This is a genomic window from Stutzerimonas sp. Brlt_14 (genome assembly GCF_051948915.1).
Lineage (GTDB): Bacteria > Pseudomonadota > Gammaproteobacteria > Pseudomonadales > Pseudomonadaceae > Stutzerimonas > Stutzerimonas stutzeri.
In genome coordinates this window covers 554,563-572,378 of the sequence record NZ_JAYJLM010000004.1, presented here as the reverse complement: position 1 = coordinate 572,378, position 17,816 = coordinate 554,563, and the positions used below count along the sequence as shown (strand labels likewise).

Annotated in this window: 14 protein-coding genes; 13 read left to right on the top strand and 1 reads right to left on the bottom strand. The window is 64.8% G+C overall.

The genetic code is table 11. The features are described from left to right. The first annotated feature begins 31 nt into the window (after window positions 1-31). From VF716_RS12985 to VF716_RS12935, 11 genes are all read left to right on the top strand, one after another. On the top strand, window positions 32-1,828 hold the full coding sequence (locus VF716_RS12985) for a protein-disulfide reductase DsbD (protein WP_440552735.1): 1,797 nt from the start codon (window positions 32-34) through the stop codon (window positions 1,826-1,828). Between the two features lie 211 nt (window positions 1,829-2,039). Next, complete coding sequence (aroQ, locus tag VF716_RS12980) at window positions 2,040-2,483, top strand: type II 3-dehydroquinate dehydratase (RefSeq protein WP_011914336.1); 444 nt, start codon at window positions 2,040-2,042, stop codon at window positions 2,481-2,483. Window positions 2,484-2,559: 76 nt separating this feature from the next. Continuing rightward, window positions 2,560-3,018: an acetyl-CoA carboxylase biotin carboxyl carrier protein gene (gene accB / locus VF716_RS12975; protein WP_011914337.1), complete on the top strand. Its 459-nt coding sequence runs from the start codon at window positions 2,560-2,562 to the stop codon at window positions 3,016-3,018. A gap of 17 nt (window positions 3,019-3,035) precedes the next feature. Then, window positions 3,036-4,385, top strand: coding sequence for an acetyl-CoA carboxylase biotin carboxylase subunit (gene accC, locus VF716_RS12970; RefSeq protein ID WP_440552734.1), 1,350 nt, complete (start codon window positions 3,036-3,038; stop codon window positions 4,383-4,385). Between the two features lie 149 nt (window positions 4,386-4,534). Continuing rightward, window positions 4,535-5,416, top strand: a complete 882-nt coding sequence (prmA, locus tag VF716_RS12965; protein WP_320893010.1) for a 50S ribosomal protein L11 methyltransferase — start codon at window positions 4,535-4,537, stop codon at window positions 5,414-5,416. Window positions 5,417-5,528: 112 nt separating this feature from the next. Beyond that, window positions 5,529-6,764, top strand: coding sequence for a DUF3426 domain-containing protein (locus tag VF716_RS12960; RefSeq protein ID WP_197861139.1), 1,236 nt, complete (start codon window positions 5,529-5,531; stop codon window positions 6,762-6,764). A gap of 198 nt (window positions 6,765-6,962) precedes the next feature. Beyond that, a complete protein-coding gene (gene dusB, locus VF716_RS12955) occupies window positions 6,963-7,976 on the top strand; it encodes a tRNA dihydrouridine synthase DusB (protein ID WP_019406993.1) in 1,014 nt (337 codons plus the stop codon). Continuing rightward, window positions 7,973-8,293: a DNA-binding transcriptional regulator Fis gene (gene fis, locus VF716_RS12950; RefSeq protein WP_003279911.1), complete on the top strand. Its 321-nt coding sequence runs from the start codon at window positions 7,973-7,975 to the stop codon at window positions 8,291-8,293. Before dusB ends, fis begins: the two co-directional genes overlap by 4 nt. Before the next feature lie 76 nt (window positions 8,294-8,369). Next, window positions 8,370-9,974: a bifunctional phosphoribosylaminoimidazolecarboxamide formyltransferase/IMP cyclohydrolase gene (gene purH / locus VF716_RS12945; protein WP_108242252.1), complete on the top strand. Its 1,605-nt coding sequence runs from the start codon at window positions 8,370-8,372 to the stop codon at window positions 9,972-9,974. Between the two features lie 199 nt (window positions 9,975-10,173). Next, a complete protein-coding gene (gene purD, locus VF716_RS12940; RefSeq protein ID WP_013983849.1) occupies window positions 10,174-11,466 on the top strand; it encodes a phosphoribosylamine--glycine ligase in 1,293 nt (430 codons plus the stop codon). Window positions 11,467-11,582: 116 nt separating this feature from the next. Then, window positions 11,583-14,384 carry a hybrid sensor histidine kinase/response regulator gene (locus tag VF716_RS12935; RefSeq protein WP_125853000.1) on the top strand — a complete coding sequence of 934 codons (2,802 nt, stop codon included), beginning with the start codon at window positions 11,583-11,585 and terminating at the stop codon, window positions 14,382-14,384. A 21-nt stretch (window positions 14,385-14,405) separates the two neighbouring features. On the opposite strand, the gene VF716_RS12930 is transcribed toward VF716_RS12935, so the two are convergent. After that, window positions 14,406-15,656 carry a cytochrome P450 gene (locus tag VF716_RS12930; protein WP_440552733.1) on the bottom strand — a complete coding sequence of 417 codons (1,251 nt, stop codon included), beginning with the start codon at window positions 15,654-15,656 and terminating at the stop codon, window positions 14,406-14,408. A gap of 203 nt (window positions 15,657-15,859) precedes the next feature. On the opposite strand from VF716_RS12930, the gene VF716_RS12925 reads away from it, so the two are divergent. Continuing rightward, on the top strand, window positions 15,860-16,807 hold the full coding sequence (locus VF716_RS12925; RefSeq protein WP_125873032.1) for a lysylphosphatidylglycerol synthase transmembrane domain-containing protein: 948 nt from the start codon (window positions 15,860-15,862) through the stop codon (window positions 16,805-16,807). 109 nt (window positions 16,808-16,916) lie between these two features. Continuing rightward, window positions 16,917-17,648: a VC0807 family protein gene (locus VF716_RS12920; protein ID WP_011914347.1), complete on the top strand. Its 732-nt coding sequence runs from the start codon at window positions 16,917-16,919 to the stop codon at window positions 17,646-17,648. The last annotated feature ends 168 nt before the right edge of the window (window positions 17,649-17,816 follow it).

Here is a 17,816-nt window from a genome sequence, read left to right as displayed (position 1 = left end):
GCACGGGCGCCGAGCTCCGGGCTTGGGTATCATGCCGCCACAGCTTTACCGTGAGATCGCCATGCTTCGTCTGTTGAGTCTGCTGCTTCTGTTCTTCGTGTTACCCGCCAACGCCGGCCTGTTCGACAACAAGCCCAGCGCGAGCTTCGGCGGGCTGAACAACAGCAGCGACTTTCTGCCGGTACGCGAGGCGTTCAAGCTGAGCCTGGTCGAGGCGTCCCCCGAGCGGATCACCCTGCGCTTCGTCGCCGCCGAAGGCTACTACCTCTACCGCCACCGCTTCGCCTTCCAGAGCAGCGACGCGGACGTCACCCTCGGCGAACCACGCATGCCCGATGGCGTCGCCAAGGTGGATGACTATTTCGGCGAGATCGAAGCCTATTACGGCATTCTCGATATCGAGCTGCCGGTAACCAACACCGAAAACGGCCCGTTTACCCTGCAGGTCACCTATCAGGGCTGCGCCGACAAGGGGCTGTGCTACCCCCCGGAAACCGAATCGATCACGATCGGCGATGGCGCGGCACCAGGCTCCGCGGCCGCGGGCAGCGAGGCCAACCAGCGCGATGTGTCCTGGCGCTCGATCGCGCTGTTCTTCCTCGCCGGCCTAGGCCTGACCTTCACCCCATGCGTGCTGCCGATGCTGCCGATCCTCACCGGGGTGGTCTTGCGCGGCCAGCCCGGCGGCATGCGCAGCTTCCTGCTGTCGGTGACCTATGTACTGCCAATGGCCGGCGGTTTCGCCGTACTCGGCGCACTGATGGGCGTGTTCGGTGCCGAGCTGAATCTGCAGGCACGCCTGCAGTCGGCGTGGATTCTCGTGCCCTTCGCACTGTTCTTCGTGGTCTTCGCGCTGGCCATGTTCGGCCTGTTCGAGCTGCGCCTGCCGCAGGCCTTGAGCGGCCGCCTCGACCGTCTGGCCGGCAGCGCCCGCGGCGGTTCGTTCACCGGCGCCGCGATGCTGGGCGCGGTGTCCAGCCTGCTGGTATCGCCGTGCGTCTCCGCTCCGCTGGCCGGTGCACTGCTCTATATCAGCGCCAGCGGCGACGCAGTGGGCGGCGGGCTGAAGCTGTTCGCCCTGGGCCTAGGCATGGGCGCGCCGCTGGTATTGTTCGCCACCGGTGGTGGAGCCCTTTTGCCCAAGAGTGGGCCCTGGATGGTTGGCGTGCGCAACCTCTTCGGCGTGCTGCTGCTGGCCGTCGCGATCTGGATGCTCGAGCGCGTCCTGCCAGGCCCCATCGCCCTGGCACTCTGGGGGTTGTTGGCGGCGGGCAGCGCGCTGTTCCTCGGCACCCTGGAGCTCACCAGCAAGACGCCTCGTCAGAAGCTTGCCCAGCTGCTCGGCCTGGCCCTGCTGGTCTACGCCCTTGCCGCCTGGGTCGGCGCTTTGCAAGGCAGCTCCGATCCGCTGCGGCCGCTGCCGATGGCCAGCGGCAGCGCGCCGGGCAGCCAGGCGGGCGAAGGTTGGCATACGGTTTCCACGCCTGCGGAACTGGACGCGCAACTGGCCGCTGCCCGTGCCGCCGGCCAGCCGCTGATGCTGGACTGGTATGCCGATTGGTGCATCAGCTGCAAGGTCATCGAACGCGAGGTCTTCGCCAATCCGCAGGTGGCTCCGCGCCTGACCGACTATCGTCTAATCCGCTTCGATATCACCGAGAGCAATGCCGCCCAGCGCAGTCTGCTGGACCGCTACAAGCTGTTCGGCCCGCCCGCCATCCTGTTCTTCGGTGGCGACGGAAAAGAGCTGAACGAGGTCCGCGTAGTCGGCGAGATAGACGCCTCCGGCTTCGCCGAGCGACTGGATCGAGCAGCAGCTCTGCTCTAGGTGCGGTGCGCAATCCCCGCGCTTTGTCGCAGATACTCGAGACATCCCCGCGGCCGACGAATGATTGCCGGAATCTTCAGACATAATGCGGGCATTTCCTTCGATCGCGACATGACTGGACAGTCAGCCCTCGCCTGGGGCATAGTTTTTCCCCTCTCGCGACCCGGCCTGCCCCGCCGCGTCGGCGTACCCAGAAAAACAAGGAACACCCATGGCCACCCTACTGGTCCTGCACGGCCCCAATCTCAATCTGCTTGGCACCCGCGAGCCCGGTGTCTATGGCGCGGTGACGCTGGCGCAGATCAATCAGGATCTGGAGCAGCGCGCCCGTGCCGCGGGCCATCATCTGCTGCATCTGCAATCGAATGCCGAGTACGAGCTGATCGAGCGCATCCATGCCGCGCGCAGCGAAGGCGTGGACTTCATCCTGATCAATCCTGCGGCATTCACTCACACCAGCGTCGCATTACGTGACGCATTGCTGGCCGTGAGCATCCCATTCATCGAAGTGCACCTGTCCAACGTGCACAAACGCGAACCTTTCCGCCATCACTCCTATTTCTCCGACGTAGCGGTAGGGGTGATCTGCGGCCTTGGCGCCAGCGGTTACCGACTGGCCCTGGAGGCCGCCCTGGAACAACTCGCTGCTTCCTGATGGGCTCGACGCAGGTGTCGAGTCTTGAAGAAGCGAGCAGCAATGCCCTTTGAACTTACCTGGGAGTCAACGCTTCATGGATATTCGCAAAGTCAAGAAACTGATCGAACTGCTGGAAGAGTCCGGTATCGACGAACTGGAAATCCACGAGGGTGAAGAGTCGGTACGCATCAGCCGTCACAGCAAGCAGGTCGCGATGCAGCAGCCGATCTACGCACAGGCTCCGGCCGCACCGGCGCCTGCTCCGGCCGCCGCTGCCGCCCCGGCTGCTGACGCTGCTCCTGCCGCACCCAAGCTGAACGGCAACGTGGTCCGCTCGCCGATGGTCGGCACCTTCTACCGCGCCTCCTCGCCGGAATCCAAGCCGTTCGTCGAAGTCGGTCAGAGCGTGAAGAAGGGCGACATCCTCTGCATCGTCGAAGCCATGAAGATGATGAACCACATCGAGGCCGAGATCAGCGGCACCATCGAATCCATCCTGGTGGAGAATGGTCAGCCGGTCGAATACGACCAGCCGCTGTTCACCATCGTTTGAACCGCGGAGAGCCAGCGATGTTGGAAAAAGTACTGATCGCCAACCGCGGCGAGATCGCCCTTCGTGTCCTGCGCGCCTGCAAGGAACTGGGCATCAAGACCGTGGCGGTGCACTCCACTGCCGACCGTGACCTGATGCACGTGTCGCTGGCCGACGAGTCCGTGTGCATCGGCCCGGCCTCCTCCGCCCAGTCCTACCTGAGCATTCCAGCCATCATCGCCGCTGCCGAGGTAACCGGCGCCGATGGCATTCACCCCGGTTATGGTTTCCTCGCCGAGAACGCCGATTTCGCCGAACAGGTGGAAAAATCCGGCTTCACCTTCATCGGCCCCACCGCCGATGTGATCCGCCTGATGGGCGACAAGGTGTCGGCCAAGGACGCCATGAAGCAGGCCGGCGTCCCCACCGTTCCCGGCTCCGACGGCCCGCTCCCGGAAGACGAGCAGGAAGCGCTGCGAATCGCTCGCGAAGTAGGCTATCCGGTGATCATCAAGGCCGCCGGTGGTGGTGGTGGTCGCGGCATGCGTGTGGTGCACAAGGAAGAGGACCTGATCGCCTCGGCCAAGCTGACCCGCAACGAAGCCGGCGCCGCCTTCGGCAACCCGATGGTCTATCTCGAGAAGTTCCTCACCAATCCACGCCACGTGGAAATCCAGGTGCTGGCCGACGGCCAGGGCAATGCGATTCACCTGGGCGATCGCGACTGCTCGCTGCAGCGCCGCCACCAGAAGGTGATCGAGGAAGCCCCAGCCCCGCTGATCGATGAAGAAGCCCGCCGCAAGGTCCAGGCCCGCTGCGTCAAGGCGTGCATCGACATCGGCTACCGCGGCGCGGGTACCTTCGAGTTCCTCTATGAAGATGGCAACTTCTACTTCATCGAGATGAACACCCGTGTACAGGTGGAGCACCCGGTCACCGAGATGGTCACCGGCATCGACATCGTCAAGGAAATGCTGCTGATCGGTGGCGGCCAGAAGCTGTCGATCAAGCAGGAAGACGTGGTCATCCGCGGCCACGCCGTCGAATGCCGCATCAACGCCGAAGACCCGCGTACCTTCATGCCCAGCCCGGGCAAGGTGAAGCATTTCCATGCGCCCGGCGGCAACGGCGTGCGCGTCGACTCGCACCTGTACGACGGCTACTCGGTACCGCCGCACTACGACTCGCTGATCGGCAAGCTGATCACCTTCGGCGCGAACCGTGACGAGGCCATGGGCCGGATGCGCAACGCGCTGGACGAACTGATCGTCGACGGCATCAAGACCAACGCCCCGCTGCATCGCGATCTCGTACGCGATCCAGGCTTCTGCAAGGGCGGCGTGAACATCCATTACCTGGAAAAGAAACTGGGTATGGACAAGCACTGAGCCTCGGCTCGGCATGACAGGGGCTGCCTTCGGGCGGCCCTTGTCGTTTCTGCGCCCCGCCCGACCGTTTGGGGCAAGCCGCGCTGGCCGCCGCCCCTGCTGCTCCAGTAAGCTTGCCCGCTTTCCGCGACCCAACTCGAGAGGCCTTCATGTCCTGGCTGCAGATCCGACTCGCCATCACCCCCGATCAGGCCGAAGCGCTGGAAGACCAGCTGCTGCAGCTGGGCGCGGTCTCGGTCACCTTCATGGATGCCGAAGACCAGCCGATCTTCGAGCCGGACCTCAATACCACGCCGCTCTGGTCGCATACGCACCTGCTGGCACTGTTCGAGGCCGATACCGATCCCGACGCGCTGCTCGCCCATCTGCAGCTTCTGCGCGGCGGTGACCTGCCCGAGCATCAGACCGAGGTGATCGAGGACCAGGATTGGGAACGCAGCTGGATGGACAACTTCCAGCCAATGCGCTTCGGGCATCGCCTGTGGATCGTGCCGAGCTGGCACGCCGCACCGGAGCCGGACGCGGTCAACCTGCTGCTCGATCCCGGCCTGGCCTTCGGCACCGGCACCCACCCCACCACCGCGCTGTGCCTGGAATGGCTTGACGCACAAACACTGGACGACCGGTCACTGCTCGATTTCGGCTGCGGTTCGGGAATCCTCGCGATCGCTGGCCTGCTGCTGGGTGCTCACCAGGCCGTGGGCACCGATATCGATCCGCAGGCGCTGGAGGCTTCGCGCGACAATGCCGAGCGCAATGGCATCGCCCCGGAGCGCTTCACCCTCTACCTGCCCGAACAGCTGCCGCAGGAACCGGCCGACGTGGTGGTTGCCAACATCCTTGCCGGGCCGCTCGTCTCACTGGCGCCGCAGATCACCGCTCTGGTCAAGCCGGGCGGCAGGCTGGCGCTGTCCGGCATCCTCGCCGAACAGGCCGACGAGGTTCGCGAGGCTTACAGCGGCGCCTTCGACCTCGACCCGACCGCCGACAAGGACGGCTGGGTACGCATCAGCGGCGTTCGTCGCAGCTGATGTGCAGCGGCATGCGATCGTCCCCGCACACTTGGACAGCAGGCGCGGCGGCCACTGCCGCTGCGCCGCCGGCTTGCGCTAGACTAGCCGGCACCTCCGCGCGGAAACACGCATGACCAGCTTCATCACCCAGTGCCCCAACTGCAGCACCCGCTTTCGCATCAGCCGCAGCCAGCTCCGCGCGGCCCATGGAGCAGTGCGCTGCGGCGCCTGCCTGGAAGTCTTCAATGCAGTCCACCATCTGCTGCGTGACGAGCTGAGCCCGGCCCCGGGGCAGGTCGCGGCGACCACCGCCGCGCAGGCGGAGACTCCGCGCCCGGTCGCAGCCACGCCCGGCGCCGCGCCGACCAGCAAGGCCGATGAAACCCTGTGGATCCACGATGACCTGGATCTGGACAGCCTCGATCTGGACGAGGAACTGGCCAAACTGGAGCAGCAGGAGCGCGAACTGTCGCAGGACCTGCTCAGCCTGGAAACCCGCAGCGGCTCGACGAAGACCGCGCGGGCGTCGGATGCCGCCACCAACGAGCACGACGAAAGCTGGGCGGAAATCCTGCTGAATGCCGAGCAGACCGCCGCGTCCGCCGTACCTGGCAGTGACGGGCCAGTCAGCTTCACCCCGGTCACCGCCGATACCCCGCAGCCACCGAGCCCGCTTGCGGTCAGTGCCCGGCCGCTGTCGGCCGCCAAGGCGCAACAGGCACGCAGCGAACGTGTCGAGCCAGCCCTGAGCCTGCCGGACACCGAGCCCCTGGATCAGCCCGATGCCCCTGTCATCCCCCAGCGTGAACCCGAACTGCGCGGCGAGCCGCTGTTCGAACTCGACGACGAGCCGCTGCAACTGGACTGGCAGGAACGCAAGAAGCCCTGGGGACGCTGGCTCGGCTGGGGCACGCTGAACCTGCTCGCGGTGCTCGCGCTGGGTGCGCAATACGTCGTCTACAACTACGACGAGCTGTCGCGCCAGCATCAGTACCGCACCTGGTTCGAGCGTATCTGCCCGACCCTCGGCTGCGAACTGCCGGCCCTGGTCGATATCGGCCAGATCAAGAGCAGCAACCTGGTCGTACGCAGCCACCCCGATTTCACCGGAGCACTGGTGGTCGATGCGATCCTCTACAACCGCGCCCCCTTTGCACAGCCCTTTCCGCTGCTGGAAATCCGCTTCGCCGACCTGAACGGCAAACTGCTGGCCAGCCGCAGCTTCAAACCCAGCGAGTACCTGTCCGGCGAGCTAGCCGGCCAGACGATCATGCCGCCGCAGGTCCCGATCCACATTGCCCTGGACATCCTCGACCCCGGCGCGAAGGCGGTGAACTACAGCCTGGGATTCCATTCTCCGGACTAGCTGAACCCCTCGATCCCGGCCGGTGGCCGGCCCCCCTCGACATGGGTCAGCCGTTATCCAAACTCTCGGCGATAAGGCGGCCGCTGTTCAGAATTTGTTCAAAACAGCCTTTAACCCGTCATGCGTAGCGGGTATTATGCCCACCCTTTTTTGCAGTCCCGATCGACCTAACAAGCAGGCCCCAAGCAGGGAATCTTCATGTCAGCGGTACGCATCGGCCCCTACACCTTGACGAATCGGTTGATTCTCGCCCCCATGGCGGGCGTGACCGATCAGCCGTTCCGCCAGTTGTGCCGCCGCTTCGGCGCGGCCCTGGTGGTCTCGGAAATGCTCACCAGTGATGTGCGCCTGTGGAACAGCCGCAAGTCGCGGTTACGCATGCCCCATGCCGACGAACCCGAGCCACGCTCGGTGCAGATCGCCGGCGGCGACCCGCAGATGCTCGCCGAAGCGGCGCAGCGCAACGTCGAGCTGGGCGCACAGATCATCGACATCAACATGGGTTGCCCGGCAAAGAAGGTCTGCAACAAGGCCGCCGGTTCGGCGCTGATGCGCGATGAGCGGCTGGTCGCGGACATTCTCGAGGCCGTGGTCGCCGCGGTGGATGTGCCGGTGACGCTGAAGATCCGCACCGGCTGGGACCGCCAGAACAAGAATGGCGCGACCATCGCCCGCATCGCCGAACAGTCCGGCATCGCGGCGCTGGCAGTGCACGGGCGCACCCGCGCCGACCTGTATACCGGCGAGGCCGAATACGACACCATCGCCGCCATCAAGCAGGCGGTGTCGATTCCGGTGTTTGCCAACGGCGACATCGATTCGCCGCATAAGGCGGCCAGGGTGCTCCAGGTCACTGGGGCGGATGGCCTGCTGATTGGACGTGCGGCGCAGGGTCGCCCATGGATCTTTCGCGAAGTGGAGCATTATCTGCGCACCGGCGAGTTGCTCGCGGCGCCGACGCTGGGCGAGGTCGAAAGCACCCTGCTGGAACATGTTCAGGCGCTGCACGAATTCTATGGCGAGGTGATGGGAGTTCGTATCGCCCGCAAGCACGTGGGTTGGTATCTCGCAACACTGCCGGGCGCGCGGGACTTCCGCGCCCGTTTCAATCATCTGGAAGACAGGGATGCGCAAGGCTCCAGCATCCGGCAATTCTTTGCCGAACAACGCTCTGGGCCTGGCTCGGTGGATGGAACAGAGGTGGCCGCATGACGCTGTTGAATGAAACATTGGTAAGTGGAACAACATCCGTGAGTGACAACGTGAACCTCAAGCAGCACCTGAACACGCCGAGCGAAGCAGGGCAGACGTTGCGCGGCAGCGTCGAGAAGGCGCTGCACAACTATTTCGCCCGTCTCGAAGGTGCCGACGTCACGGACGTTTACAACCTCGTGCTCTCCGAAGTGGAGGCGCCGCTGCTGGAAACCGTGATGCATTACGTGAAGGGCAACCAGACCAAGGCATCCGAGCTGCTCGGCCTGAATCGCGGCACCCTGCGCAAGAAACTCAAACAGTACGACCTGCTCTGAAGCGACAGCTGGCAGACTCGGTCGCCCGGTCCTGCCAGCTTCGCGGCCTCAAGCCTGTAGCCTCTAGGAACCGTCAATGACCGACCAAACCACCCGCCTTCCCGTGCGCCGCGCGCTGATCAGCGTGTCCGACAAGACCGGCGTCGTCGACTTCGCCCGTGAACTCGAAGCCCTTGGCGTCGAGATCCTGTCCACCGGTGGCACCTTCAAGCTGCTGCGCGAGAATGGCATCGCCGCCATCGAGGTCGCCGACTACACCGGCTTCCCGGAAATGATGGATGGCCGGGTGAAGACCCTGCATCCGAAGATCCACGGCGGCATCCTCGGCCGTCGTGATCTGGACGGTGCGGTCATGGCCGAGCACGGCATCGCGCCGATCGATCTGGTGGCGGTCAACCTCTACCCGTTCGCCGCCACCGTGGCCAAGCCCGGTTGCACCCTGCCGGACGCCATCGAGAATATCGATATCGGCGGCCCGACCATGGTCCGCAGCGCGGCGAAGAACCACAAGGATGTCGCCATCGTGGTCAACGCCGAGGACTACGCGGCAGTGGTCGACAACCTGAAGAACGGCGGGCTGACCTATGCCCAGCGCTTCGACCTGGCGCTCAAGGCGTTCGAACACACCGCCGGCTATGACGGCATGATCGCCAACTACCTCGGCGGCATCGACCAGAGCACCGAGCAGCTCAGCACCGAAAACCGCAGCCTGTTCCCGCGCACCTACAACATGCAGTTCATCAAGGCGCAGGACATGCGCTACGGCGAGAACCCGCATCAGCAGGCCGCCTTTTACGTAGAGAAGCCGGACGAAGCCTGCGTCGCCACCGCCAGGCAGCTGCAGGGCAAGGAGCTGTCGTTCAACAACGTGGCCGACACCGACGCCGCGCTGGAATGCGTGAAGAGCTTCACCAAGCCGGCCTGCGTGATCGTCAAGCATGCCAACCCCTGTGGCGTCGCCGTCGTACCGGAAAACGAAGGCGGCATCCGCAAGGCCTATGACCTGGCCTACGCCACCGACAGCGAGTCGGCCTTCGGCGGCATCATCGCCTTCAACCGCGAGCTGGACGGCGAAACCGCCCAGGCCATCGTGGAGCGTCAATTCGTCGAGGTGATCATCGCGCCCAAGGTTTCCCAGGCAGCCCGCGATGTGGTCGCCAGCAAGGCCAACGTCCGACTGCTCGAATGCGGCGAGTGGCCGACCGAGCGCAGTCCGGGCTGGGACTACAAGCGCGTCAACGGCGGCCTGCTGATCCAGAGCCGTGACATCGGCACGATCACCGAGGCGGACCTCAAGATCGTCACCCAGCGCGCACCGACCGAGCAGGAGATCCACGACCTGATCTTCGCCTGGAAAGTGGCCAAGTTCGTCAAGTCCAACGCCATCGTCTACGCCAAGAACCGCCAGACCGTCGGTGTCGGCGCCGGCCAGATGAGCCGCGTCAACTCCGCGCGCATCGCCGCGATCAAGGCCGAACACGCCGGTCTGCAGGTGCAGGGCGCGGTCATGGCTTCCGATGCCTTCTTCCCGTTCCGCGACGGCATCGACAACGCAGCCAAGGCCGGCATCACCGCAGTGATCCAGCCGGGTGGCTCGATGCGCGACAACGAAGTGATCGCCGCGGCCGACGAAGCCGGTATTGCCATGGTGTTCACCGGCATGCGCCACTTCCGCCACTAAAATCGGCCGCACTCGGACAGGGATCTGCGGTGTTGCCCGACTCTTCCCCCATGCTCATTGCCAGAAGGCAACTCCGCTGGGTGAAGAGTCGGGCGCCTTGCATCTACCAGCCCGATCGCGACCTCAGTATTCGTAGGGTGGATAACGCTTTGCTTATCCACCAAGCGGGCTACCGGCCCGCCTCCATTGGGAGAGAGAAATGAACGTACTGATCATCGGTAGCGGCGGCCGCGAGCATGCCTTGGCCTGGAAGGTCGCGCAGGACCCACGCGTTGCCAAGGTATACGTCGCCCCCGGCAACGCAGGCACCGCCACTGAAGCCAAGTGCGAGAACGTCGCCATCGACGTGCTGGCCATCGAACAACTGGCGGACTTCGCCGCGGCCAACGTGCAGCTGACCATCGTCGGACCGGAAGCGCCGCTGGTCAAAGGTGTGGTCGATCTGTTCCGCTCGCGCGGGCTGGACATCTTCGGCCCCACCGCTGCCGCCGCGCAGCTGGAAGGCTCCAAGGCCTTCACCAAGGATTTCCTGGCGCGTCACGCCATTCCGACCGCCGACTATCAGAACTTCACCGAAGTCGAACCGGCGCTGGCCTATCTGCGCGAAAAGGGCGCACCGATCGTTATCAAGGCCGACGGCCTGGCGGCCGGCAAGGGCGTGATCGTCGCCATGACCCTGGCTGAAGCCGAGGACGCCGTGCGTGACATGCTCTCCGGCAATGCCTTCGGCGACGCCGGGGCGCGGGTGGTGATCGAGGAGTTCCTCGATGGCGAAGAGGCCAGCTTCATCGTCATGGTCGACGGCGAGCACGTGCTGCCGATGGCCACCAGCCAGGACCACAAGCGCGTCGGCGACGGCGACAGCGGCCCGAATACCGGGGGCATGGGCGCCTATTCGCCGGCTCCGGTGGTCACTGCCGAGGTACACCAGCGCGTAATGGACGAGGTGATCTACCCGACCGTGCGCGGCATGGCCGCCGAAGGCAACGTCTACACCGGCTTCCTTTATGCCGGGCTGATGATCGACAAGGCCGGCAAGCCTAAGGTCATCGAGTTCAACTGCCGGTTCGGCGACCCGGAAACCCAGCCGATCATGTGCCGCCTGGAGTCCAGCCTGGTGCTGCTGGTCGAGGCCGCGCTGGCCAAGGCGCTGAACAAGGTCGAGGCGACCTGGGACCCGCGACCGACCGTCGGTGTAGTGCTGGCTGCCGGCGGCTACCCGGGCGACTATGCCAAGGGCGACGTGATCGAGGGACTGGACGAAGCAGCCAAGCTGGATGGCAAGGTGTTCCACGCCGGCACCGCTTTGAATGCCGAGGGTCAGGTAGTCACTGCCGGCGGCCGCGTACTCTGTGCCACCGCTATCGGCCGTAGCGTGTCCGAGGCACAGCAGCAGGCCTACCGCCTGGCGGAAAAGATCCGCTGGAATGGCTGTTTCTACCGCAAGGACATCGGCTACCGCGCCATCACCCGCGAGCGCGGCGAGGGTTAAGCTCAGCCTGTCATCAGGAATGCGTGCGGCGCCAGGTTTTATCGCCGTCGCACGCATTACAGGCCGGCTGCGGCATGGCTATAATCCGCCGTCACACTCATGAACGGACTTCTCTAGTGGGTCGGCTCCGGATTGCCATAGCTGTCATCTTCGGCCTGCTGCTGATCAACCTGATCCCGCTGTCGGCCCAGGCTTCCATTGCCCCTTCGCCGGCCTCCGCCACGCTTTCCGCTGATTCCGTACCACAGAACTGGCGCCTGCTGATCGACCAGTCCGGCGGCCTCACGCTGGATGAAGTGGTTTCCCAGCGCGCGCTGTTCCAGCGCCTGGACAAACTTTCCTACAGCGCACCGGCCAGCGATCGGGCGGTCTGGCTGCAGGTCAGCCTGCCGCCACTGACCAAGCCCAAGTGGCTCTGGATGTTCGCACCACGCGCGCAGTATCTGGACTTCTATCTGCTGCGCGACGGCCGGCTGGAGCGCCACACAGCGACCGGCGACATGCGCCCGATCAGCGAGCGTCCTCTGCCCAGCCGTGCCTACCTGTTCAGCCTGCCCAACGATGGCCAGCCACGTGAGGCCTACATCCGCCTGCAGTCCAGTCACCCGCTGATGACCTGGTTCAAGACCATCGACGAAGCGGGACTGGTGAACCAGAACAAGCCGGCCTATCTGTTCGGTGCGCTGTTCGGCGCGCTCGCGCTGCTGGCGCTCTACAACCTGCTGCGCTTCGCCTACACCCTCAGCTACACCCATATCTGGCTCAGCCTGCTGCACGGTGCGCTGCTGAGCTGCGCCACGGCCAACCTCGGCGTGCTGGCCATATGGCTGCCTTGGCTGACCTACAGCCAGCCGCTGATCGCTGATTTCTCGGCCCTGGCCGCGAGCTGCGCCCTGCTCGGCTACACGCTGGGCTTCTTCAATCAGCGCGGGCGCACCTGGATCACCTGGCTGCTGGGCATCGAACTCAACCTGGTGCTGGCGCTGGCCGCCAGCATCCTGCTTGCTCAATGGCCCTGGTACAGCTGGCTGGTCTACTCGCTGGTGCTGGCGGCGGCGTGCAGCGTGCTGGCCGTGGCGAGTTATCACTGGCGGCAAGGCTACAAACCGGCCCGCCTGGTGGTGGCCGGGACGACGCTGTTCGCGCTCGGGATGGTGTTCTTCATGCCAATGCTGCTGGGCTTCGACCAGCTCGATCCGGGCTGGCTCACCGGCGGGCTCTTCAGTCTCGCGACGCTGGCGGGGCTGCTGCTCAGCTTCGCCCTGCTCGAACGACAGCGGCAACGGCAGTCGGACAGCCGCAGCCAGTACACCGCTGCGGCGGTCAGCACTGCCGAGCTGAAGACCAAGGCCGACTTCCTGTCGAAGATCAGCCATGAGCTGCGTACACCCATGAACGGCGTGCTGGGCATGAGCGAATTGCTGCTGGGCACCTCGCTGTCGGCCAAGCAACGCGACTACGTCCAGACGATTCACAGCTCCGGCAACGAGTTGCTCAACCTGATCAACGAGATTCTCGATATCTCCAAGCTGGAGTCCGGCCAGATCGAACTGGACGAGGTGCAGTTCGACTTCAATGCCTTGATCGAGGACTGCCTGAGCATCTTCCGCGCCAAGGCCGAGCAGCAGAAGGTCGAGCTGATCAGCTTTATCCAGCCGCAGTTGCCGCAAGTGGTCACCGGTGACCCGACCCGCCTGCGGCAGACCCTGCTGAACCTGCTGGAGAATGCCTTCAAGCAGACCGACGAAGGCGAGGTGCTGCTGATCGCGGCGGTCGACGGGCCGACGGAGAGTCCGCGACTGCGCATCACCGTCCAGGACAGCGGCCGTCCGCTGGAGGCCTACGAGCGCGACGCGTTGCTCAACGCCGCGGTAGACAGCCATGACTTCCTCGCGGCGACGCGGCATGGCGGGCGGCTCGGCCTGATCATCGCGCGCCAGCTGGTCCAGCTGATGGATGGCGACTTCGGCATCCAGACCGGGGCCAGCCAAGGCAATACGCTGTGGATCAGCCTGCCCCTGGCCGGCGAGGGTCTGGCACAGAACAACGCGGACCTGGACGGCCCGCTGCAGGGCACGCGCCTGCTGATCGTCGACGACAACGACACCTGCCGCAAGGTACTGCTGCAGCAGTGCAGCGGCTGGGGCCTGGATGTGAGCGCGGTCGCCTCGGGCAAGGAAGCGCTGGCCCTGCTACGGACCAAAGCCCACCTGAAGGAGTACTTCGACGTGGTCCTGCTCGACCAGGACATGCCGGGAATGACCGGCATGCAGCTGGCGAGCAAGATCAAGGAGGACTCCAGCCTCAACCACGACATTCTGCTGATCATGCTCACCGGCATGAGCAGCGCGCCGAGCAAGATCATCGCCCGCAACGCCGGGATCAAGCGCATCCTGGCCAAACCGGTGGCCGGCTACACCCTCAAGACCACTCTGGCCGACGAACTCGCGCAACGCCAGGCAGGCAGCCAGCACCGGCCGAGCCCCACAGCGCAGCCCTTGCCTCCGCTGGAGGTCCCCAGTGACTTCCGCATCCTGGTTGCCGAGGACAACAGCATTTCCACCAAGGTCATCCGCGGCATGCTGAACAAGCTCAACCTGCAACCGGATACTGCCTGCAACGGCGAGGAAGCGCTGGAGGCGATCAAGGCTCAGCCGTACGACCTGGTGCTGATGGATTGTGAGATGCCGGTGCTCGACGGTTTCCAGGCCACGCACCAGTTGCGCGAGTGGGAAGCGCACAATGCCCGGCCGCGTACCCCGGTGGTCGCGCTCACCGCGCATATCCTCAGCGAGCACCGCGAACGTGCCCGAGAGGCCGGCATGGACGGTCACATGGCCAAGCCGGTGGAGCTGTCCCATCTGCGCGAGCTGATCGACCACTGGGTTCGCGTCAAGCAGGCCGAGCACGCCGAATGATGACGTGCCGGCGGCTCAGGATCAGGACGCCCGCGGCCTCACATCGCTGATCAGCAGCCCGCTTTCCGGTTTCGCCGGCATCCGCGACAGGTCGATCCGCAGGTCCTGCGCCGGCACTGCATAGTCCATCTCCCGAGTCAGCATACGTAGCGCGAGCTTGAGCAGTTCGATCGCCAGCCGCTCGCCCGGGCAGCGATGCCCCTGCGCGGGATCGCCACCACCCTGAGTCACGAAACTGAAGGCATCGCCCGACCAGTCAACGAAGCGTTCCGGCTGAAAGGCCTCGGGGTCAGTCCAGCGACTCGCCTCGCGATTGGTGCCCCAGAGGTCCAGCATCACGCGCGTGCCGGCCGGGAAGTGATGGCCCTGCCAATCGAAGCCGTCCCGCACCCGCGCGGCCGTGAACGGGAAGAACGCGTGCAGCCGACGCACCTCCTGGGCGAAAGGCTCGAGCAGTTCGTCCTCGGCGCGCAATCGTTCGCACCAGTGCGGATGCGCCAGCAACTCAAGGGCGGCGTAAGTGATGAAGTAGGCCACCGCAACCGTCGGGCGCAACAGATTGAGCAGCTCGACCGCCGCGATACGGCTGTCCAGCGGTTTGCCGTCCAGGTCCCGGTGCTGCGCCACGACCATCAGTGCCCGGGTCGGATCGCCCTGCAGCTCACCGGCACGCACCTGCTCGATCAGGTGCTGCGTCCAGGCCTCGGCCTCGCGACGAGCCTTGCGCGCCGCCAGGTGCCGGGGTCCGATGCCGCCCGCGCCGTCGATCATCTGCGCCAGCTGGTCACGGCGCAGCTCACGCTCGGCGGATGGCAACGGCACTCCAGCCCAGCGGCAGACACTGTCGGTGAGCAGCATCTGCACTTCACCGAGCAGCTGGACTTCGCCCTGTGCCTGCCATTGGCCGATCGCCTGACGCCAGCTCCGCTCGGTCAGGCCGACCAGCTCGTCGACAGCCGCGGCGTCCAGCAGCTGCAGGAACATGCGTTTGCGATGGCGATGCGCCTCGCCATCGAGCCCCTGGACGCCACCCTGTCCGAGCAGCGTCTTCTTCAGCATCCGCGGCATCGCCTGCGCGCGCTGAAAATGGCGCTCGTCATAGAACAGGCGCGCCGCCTGCTCCCCGCTCAGGCAGATGGTGTTCTGCATCAGCAGACGCGCCTGAAAAACATTGCTGTGCAGGCGCTGGCAGCGATCGCGGATGAAGGGATAACCTTCGCCCAGCAGCGCCAGCGAACTCTCCAGATGATCATCGCGAGGAATGTCAGTCATGCCGTTCTCCAGTAGCCAGGTCTGCAGTCGACAAGCTGGGGCGGGGGACGTTGCCCGAAACAAGGCCCAGGGGTCGGAAACTGAACAAAACTGGCCGGCCGCTGCCGATTACTGGACGAGTCGAAGAAACGGCCAAGGCCTCGATACGCCCATCCGAGCGCGCGCCGTTTCGTCCGAAGGAGCCATGGGATGATGACCCGCCGATGATGAAGAAGAGCGATGTCGCCTGGACCCTCGTTGGGGTCTCGGCTGTGCTGCTGTCCGGCTACTTGCTGTACCACGAGGTTCGCAATATCTCGCTGACCGAGCTGGCCGACAGCCTGCGAGCCATCGGCGCCCGGGGCTGGCTGCTCGCGGCACTGTCGGCGCTGGGCGCTTATGTCGCGCTGGCCTGGTATGACCGCATTGCCATGGCCCATCTGGGCAAGACGATTTCTTGGTGGTTCATCGCGCTCTGCTCGTTCACCACCTATGCGCTGGCGCACAACATCGGCGCGTCGGTGTTCTCCGGCGCGCTGGTGCGCTATCGGGCGTATCGCAGCAAGGGTCTGACGCCGCAGGAAATCGGCATACTGATCGTCTTCTGTTCGCTGACCTTCACCCTCGGCACGCTGCTGGCGGCCGGCGTCGTGCTGATCCTCAAGCCTCAGCTGCTCGATCGCCTGGTCCACAGCGCCGGTTGGGTGTCCCTGGCCATCGGCTGCGGGCTGCTGGCGCTGATCGCACTCTACGTTTTCGGTGCATGGCGCCAGTTGCCGCCCTGGCGGCTGGGCAAATGGCACATTCAGTATCCGCGCCTGCGGATCGTCGGTCGGCAGCTGCTGGCCGGCCCGCTGGAACTGCTCTGTGCGGCAGCGATCATCTATTTCGCGCTACCGGCCGAACACAATCCGGGCTATCTCACGGTGCTCGGGGTGTTTCTCGCGTCCTTCTCGCTCGCGCTGCTGTCCCACGCACCCGGAGGGCTTGGCGTGCTGGAGCTGACGTTCCTTTCGGCGTTGCCGGAGGTGCCCAAGGTCGACGTGCTGGCGGCACTGATCGTCTTTCGCGGCTTCTATCTGCTGCTGCCGTTCGCCCTGGCCATGGTGGTCGTGCTGGTCTTCGAATTCGACCAGTGGCGCAATCGACGCGGCGAAGCGCCGATCCGTTGAGCAGACGGCGGATCGGGAAACACTACGACACCCCATATCGACCAAGATGGTCTGGCGAAGACGCGTCACACAGGCGATCATGCAGCCCTCTTCCGACCTATCCGATGTCATGACCGAAACTGCCCATACCCGCGCCGAACATAAACCGCGCCCGCTGATCGACCTGGCCGTCAGTATCCTGATCCCCTCGCTGATCCTGATGAAACTCAGCGGCGAAGACCGCCTCGGCGCCGACGGTGCCCTGCTGCTCGCCCTGGCCTTCCCGCTGGGCTGGGGGCTTTGGGAGCTGGCCAGGTATCGCAAGTTCAACTGGATCGCACTGCTCGGCCTGATCAGCGTACTACTGACCGGCGGCATCGGCCTGCTGCAGCTGGACACCCAGTGGCTGGCGATCAAGGAAGCGGCGGTGCCGGGCATCATCGGGATCGCGGTACTGGCCTCCACGCGCACCCGCTACCCGCTCATCCGCACGCTGCTGTACAACCCCAAGGTACTCAACGTGGACAAGATCCACGAACAGCTCGAGCGCAACGGCCAGACCGAACACTTCGAGACGCGCCTGTTGCGGGCTACCTACCTGCTCAGCGGCACCTTCTTCTTCTCGTCCTTCATGAACTACGTGCTGGCCAAGTGGATCGTCAACAGCCCGGCAGGCAGCGAGGCGTTCAATGCCGAACTGGGCCGCATGACGCTGCTCAGCTATCCGATGATCGCCATTCCCAGCATGCTGATGATGATGGCGATCTTCTTCTACCTCTGGCGCACCATCCACGGCCTGACCGGCCTGCGCCTCGAAGACATCATGGCTAGCGGAACCCAGGAGCAGGGCGGTAGCAAGTAAACGAAAAAAGGGCTGCCCGGCACGCGCCGAGCAGCCCTTTTAAGCCCCGTCCCGTCAGAACAGCAGCTTGAAGATCCCGATCACCACGATCAGGCCGATGATGAAGATGATGCCCGCGGTTCCGCCAATGAATTTCAGCATGCCGTTCTCTCCCGTTTTTCCAAGTCT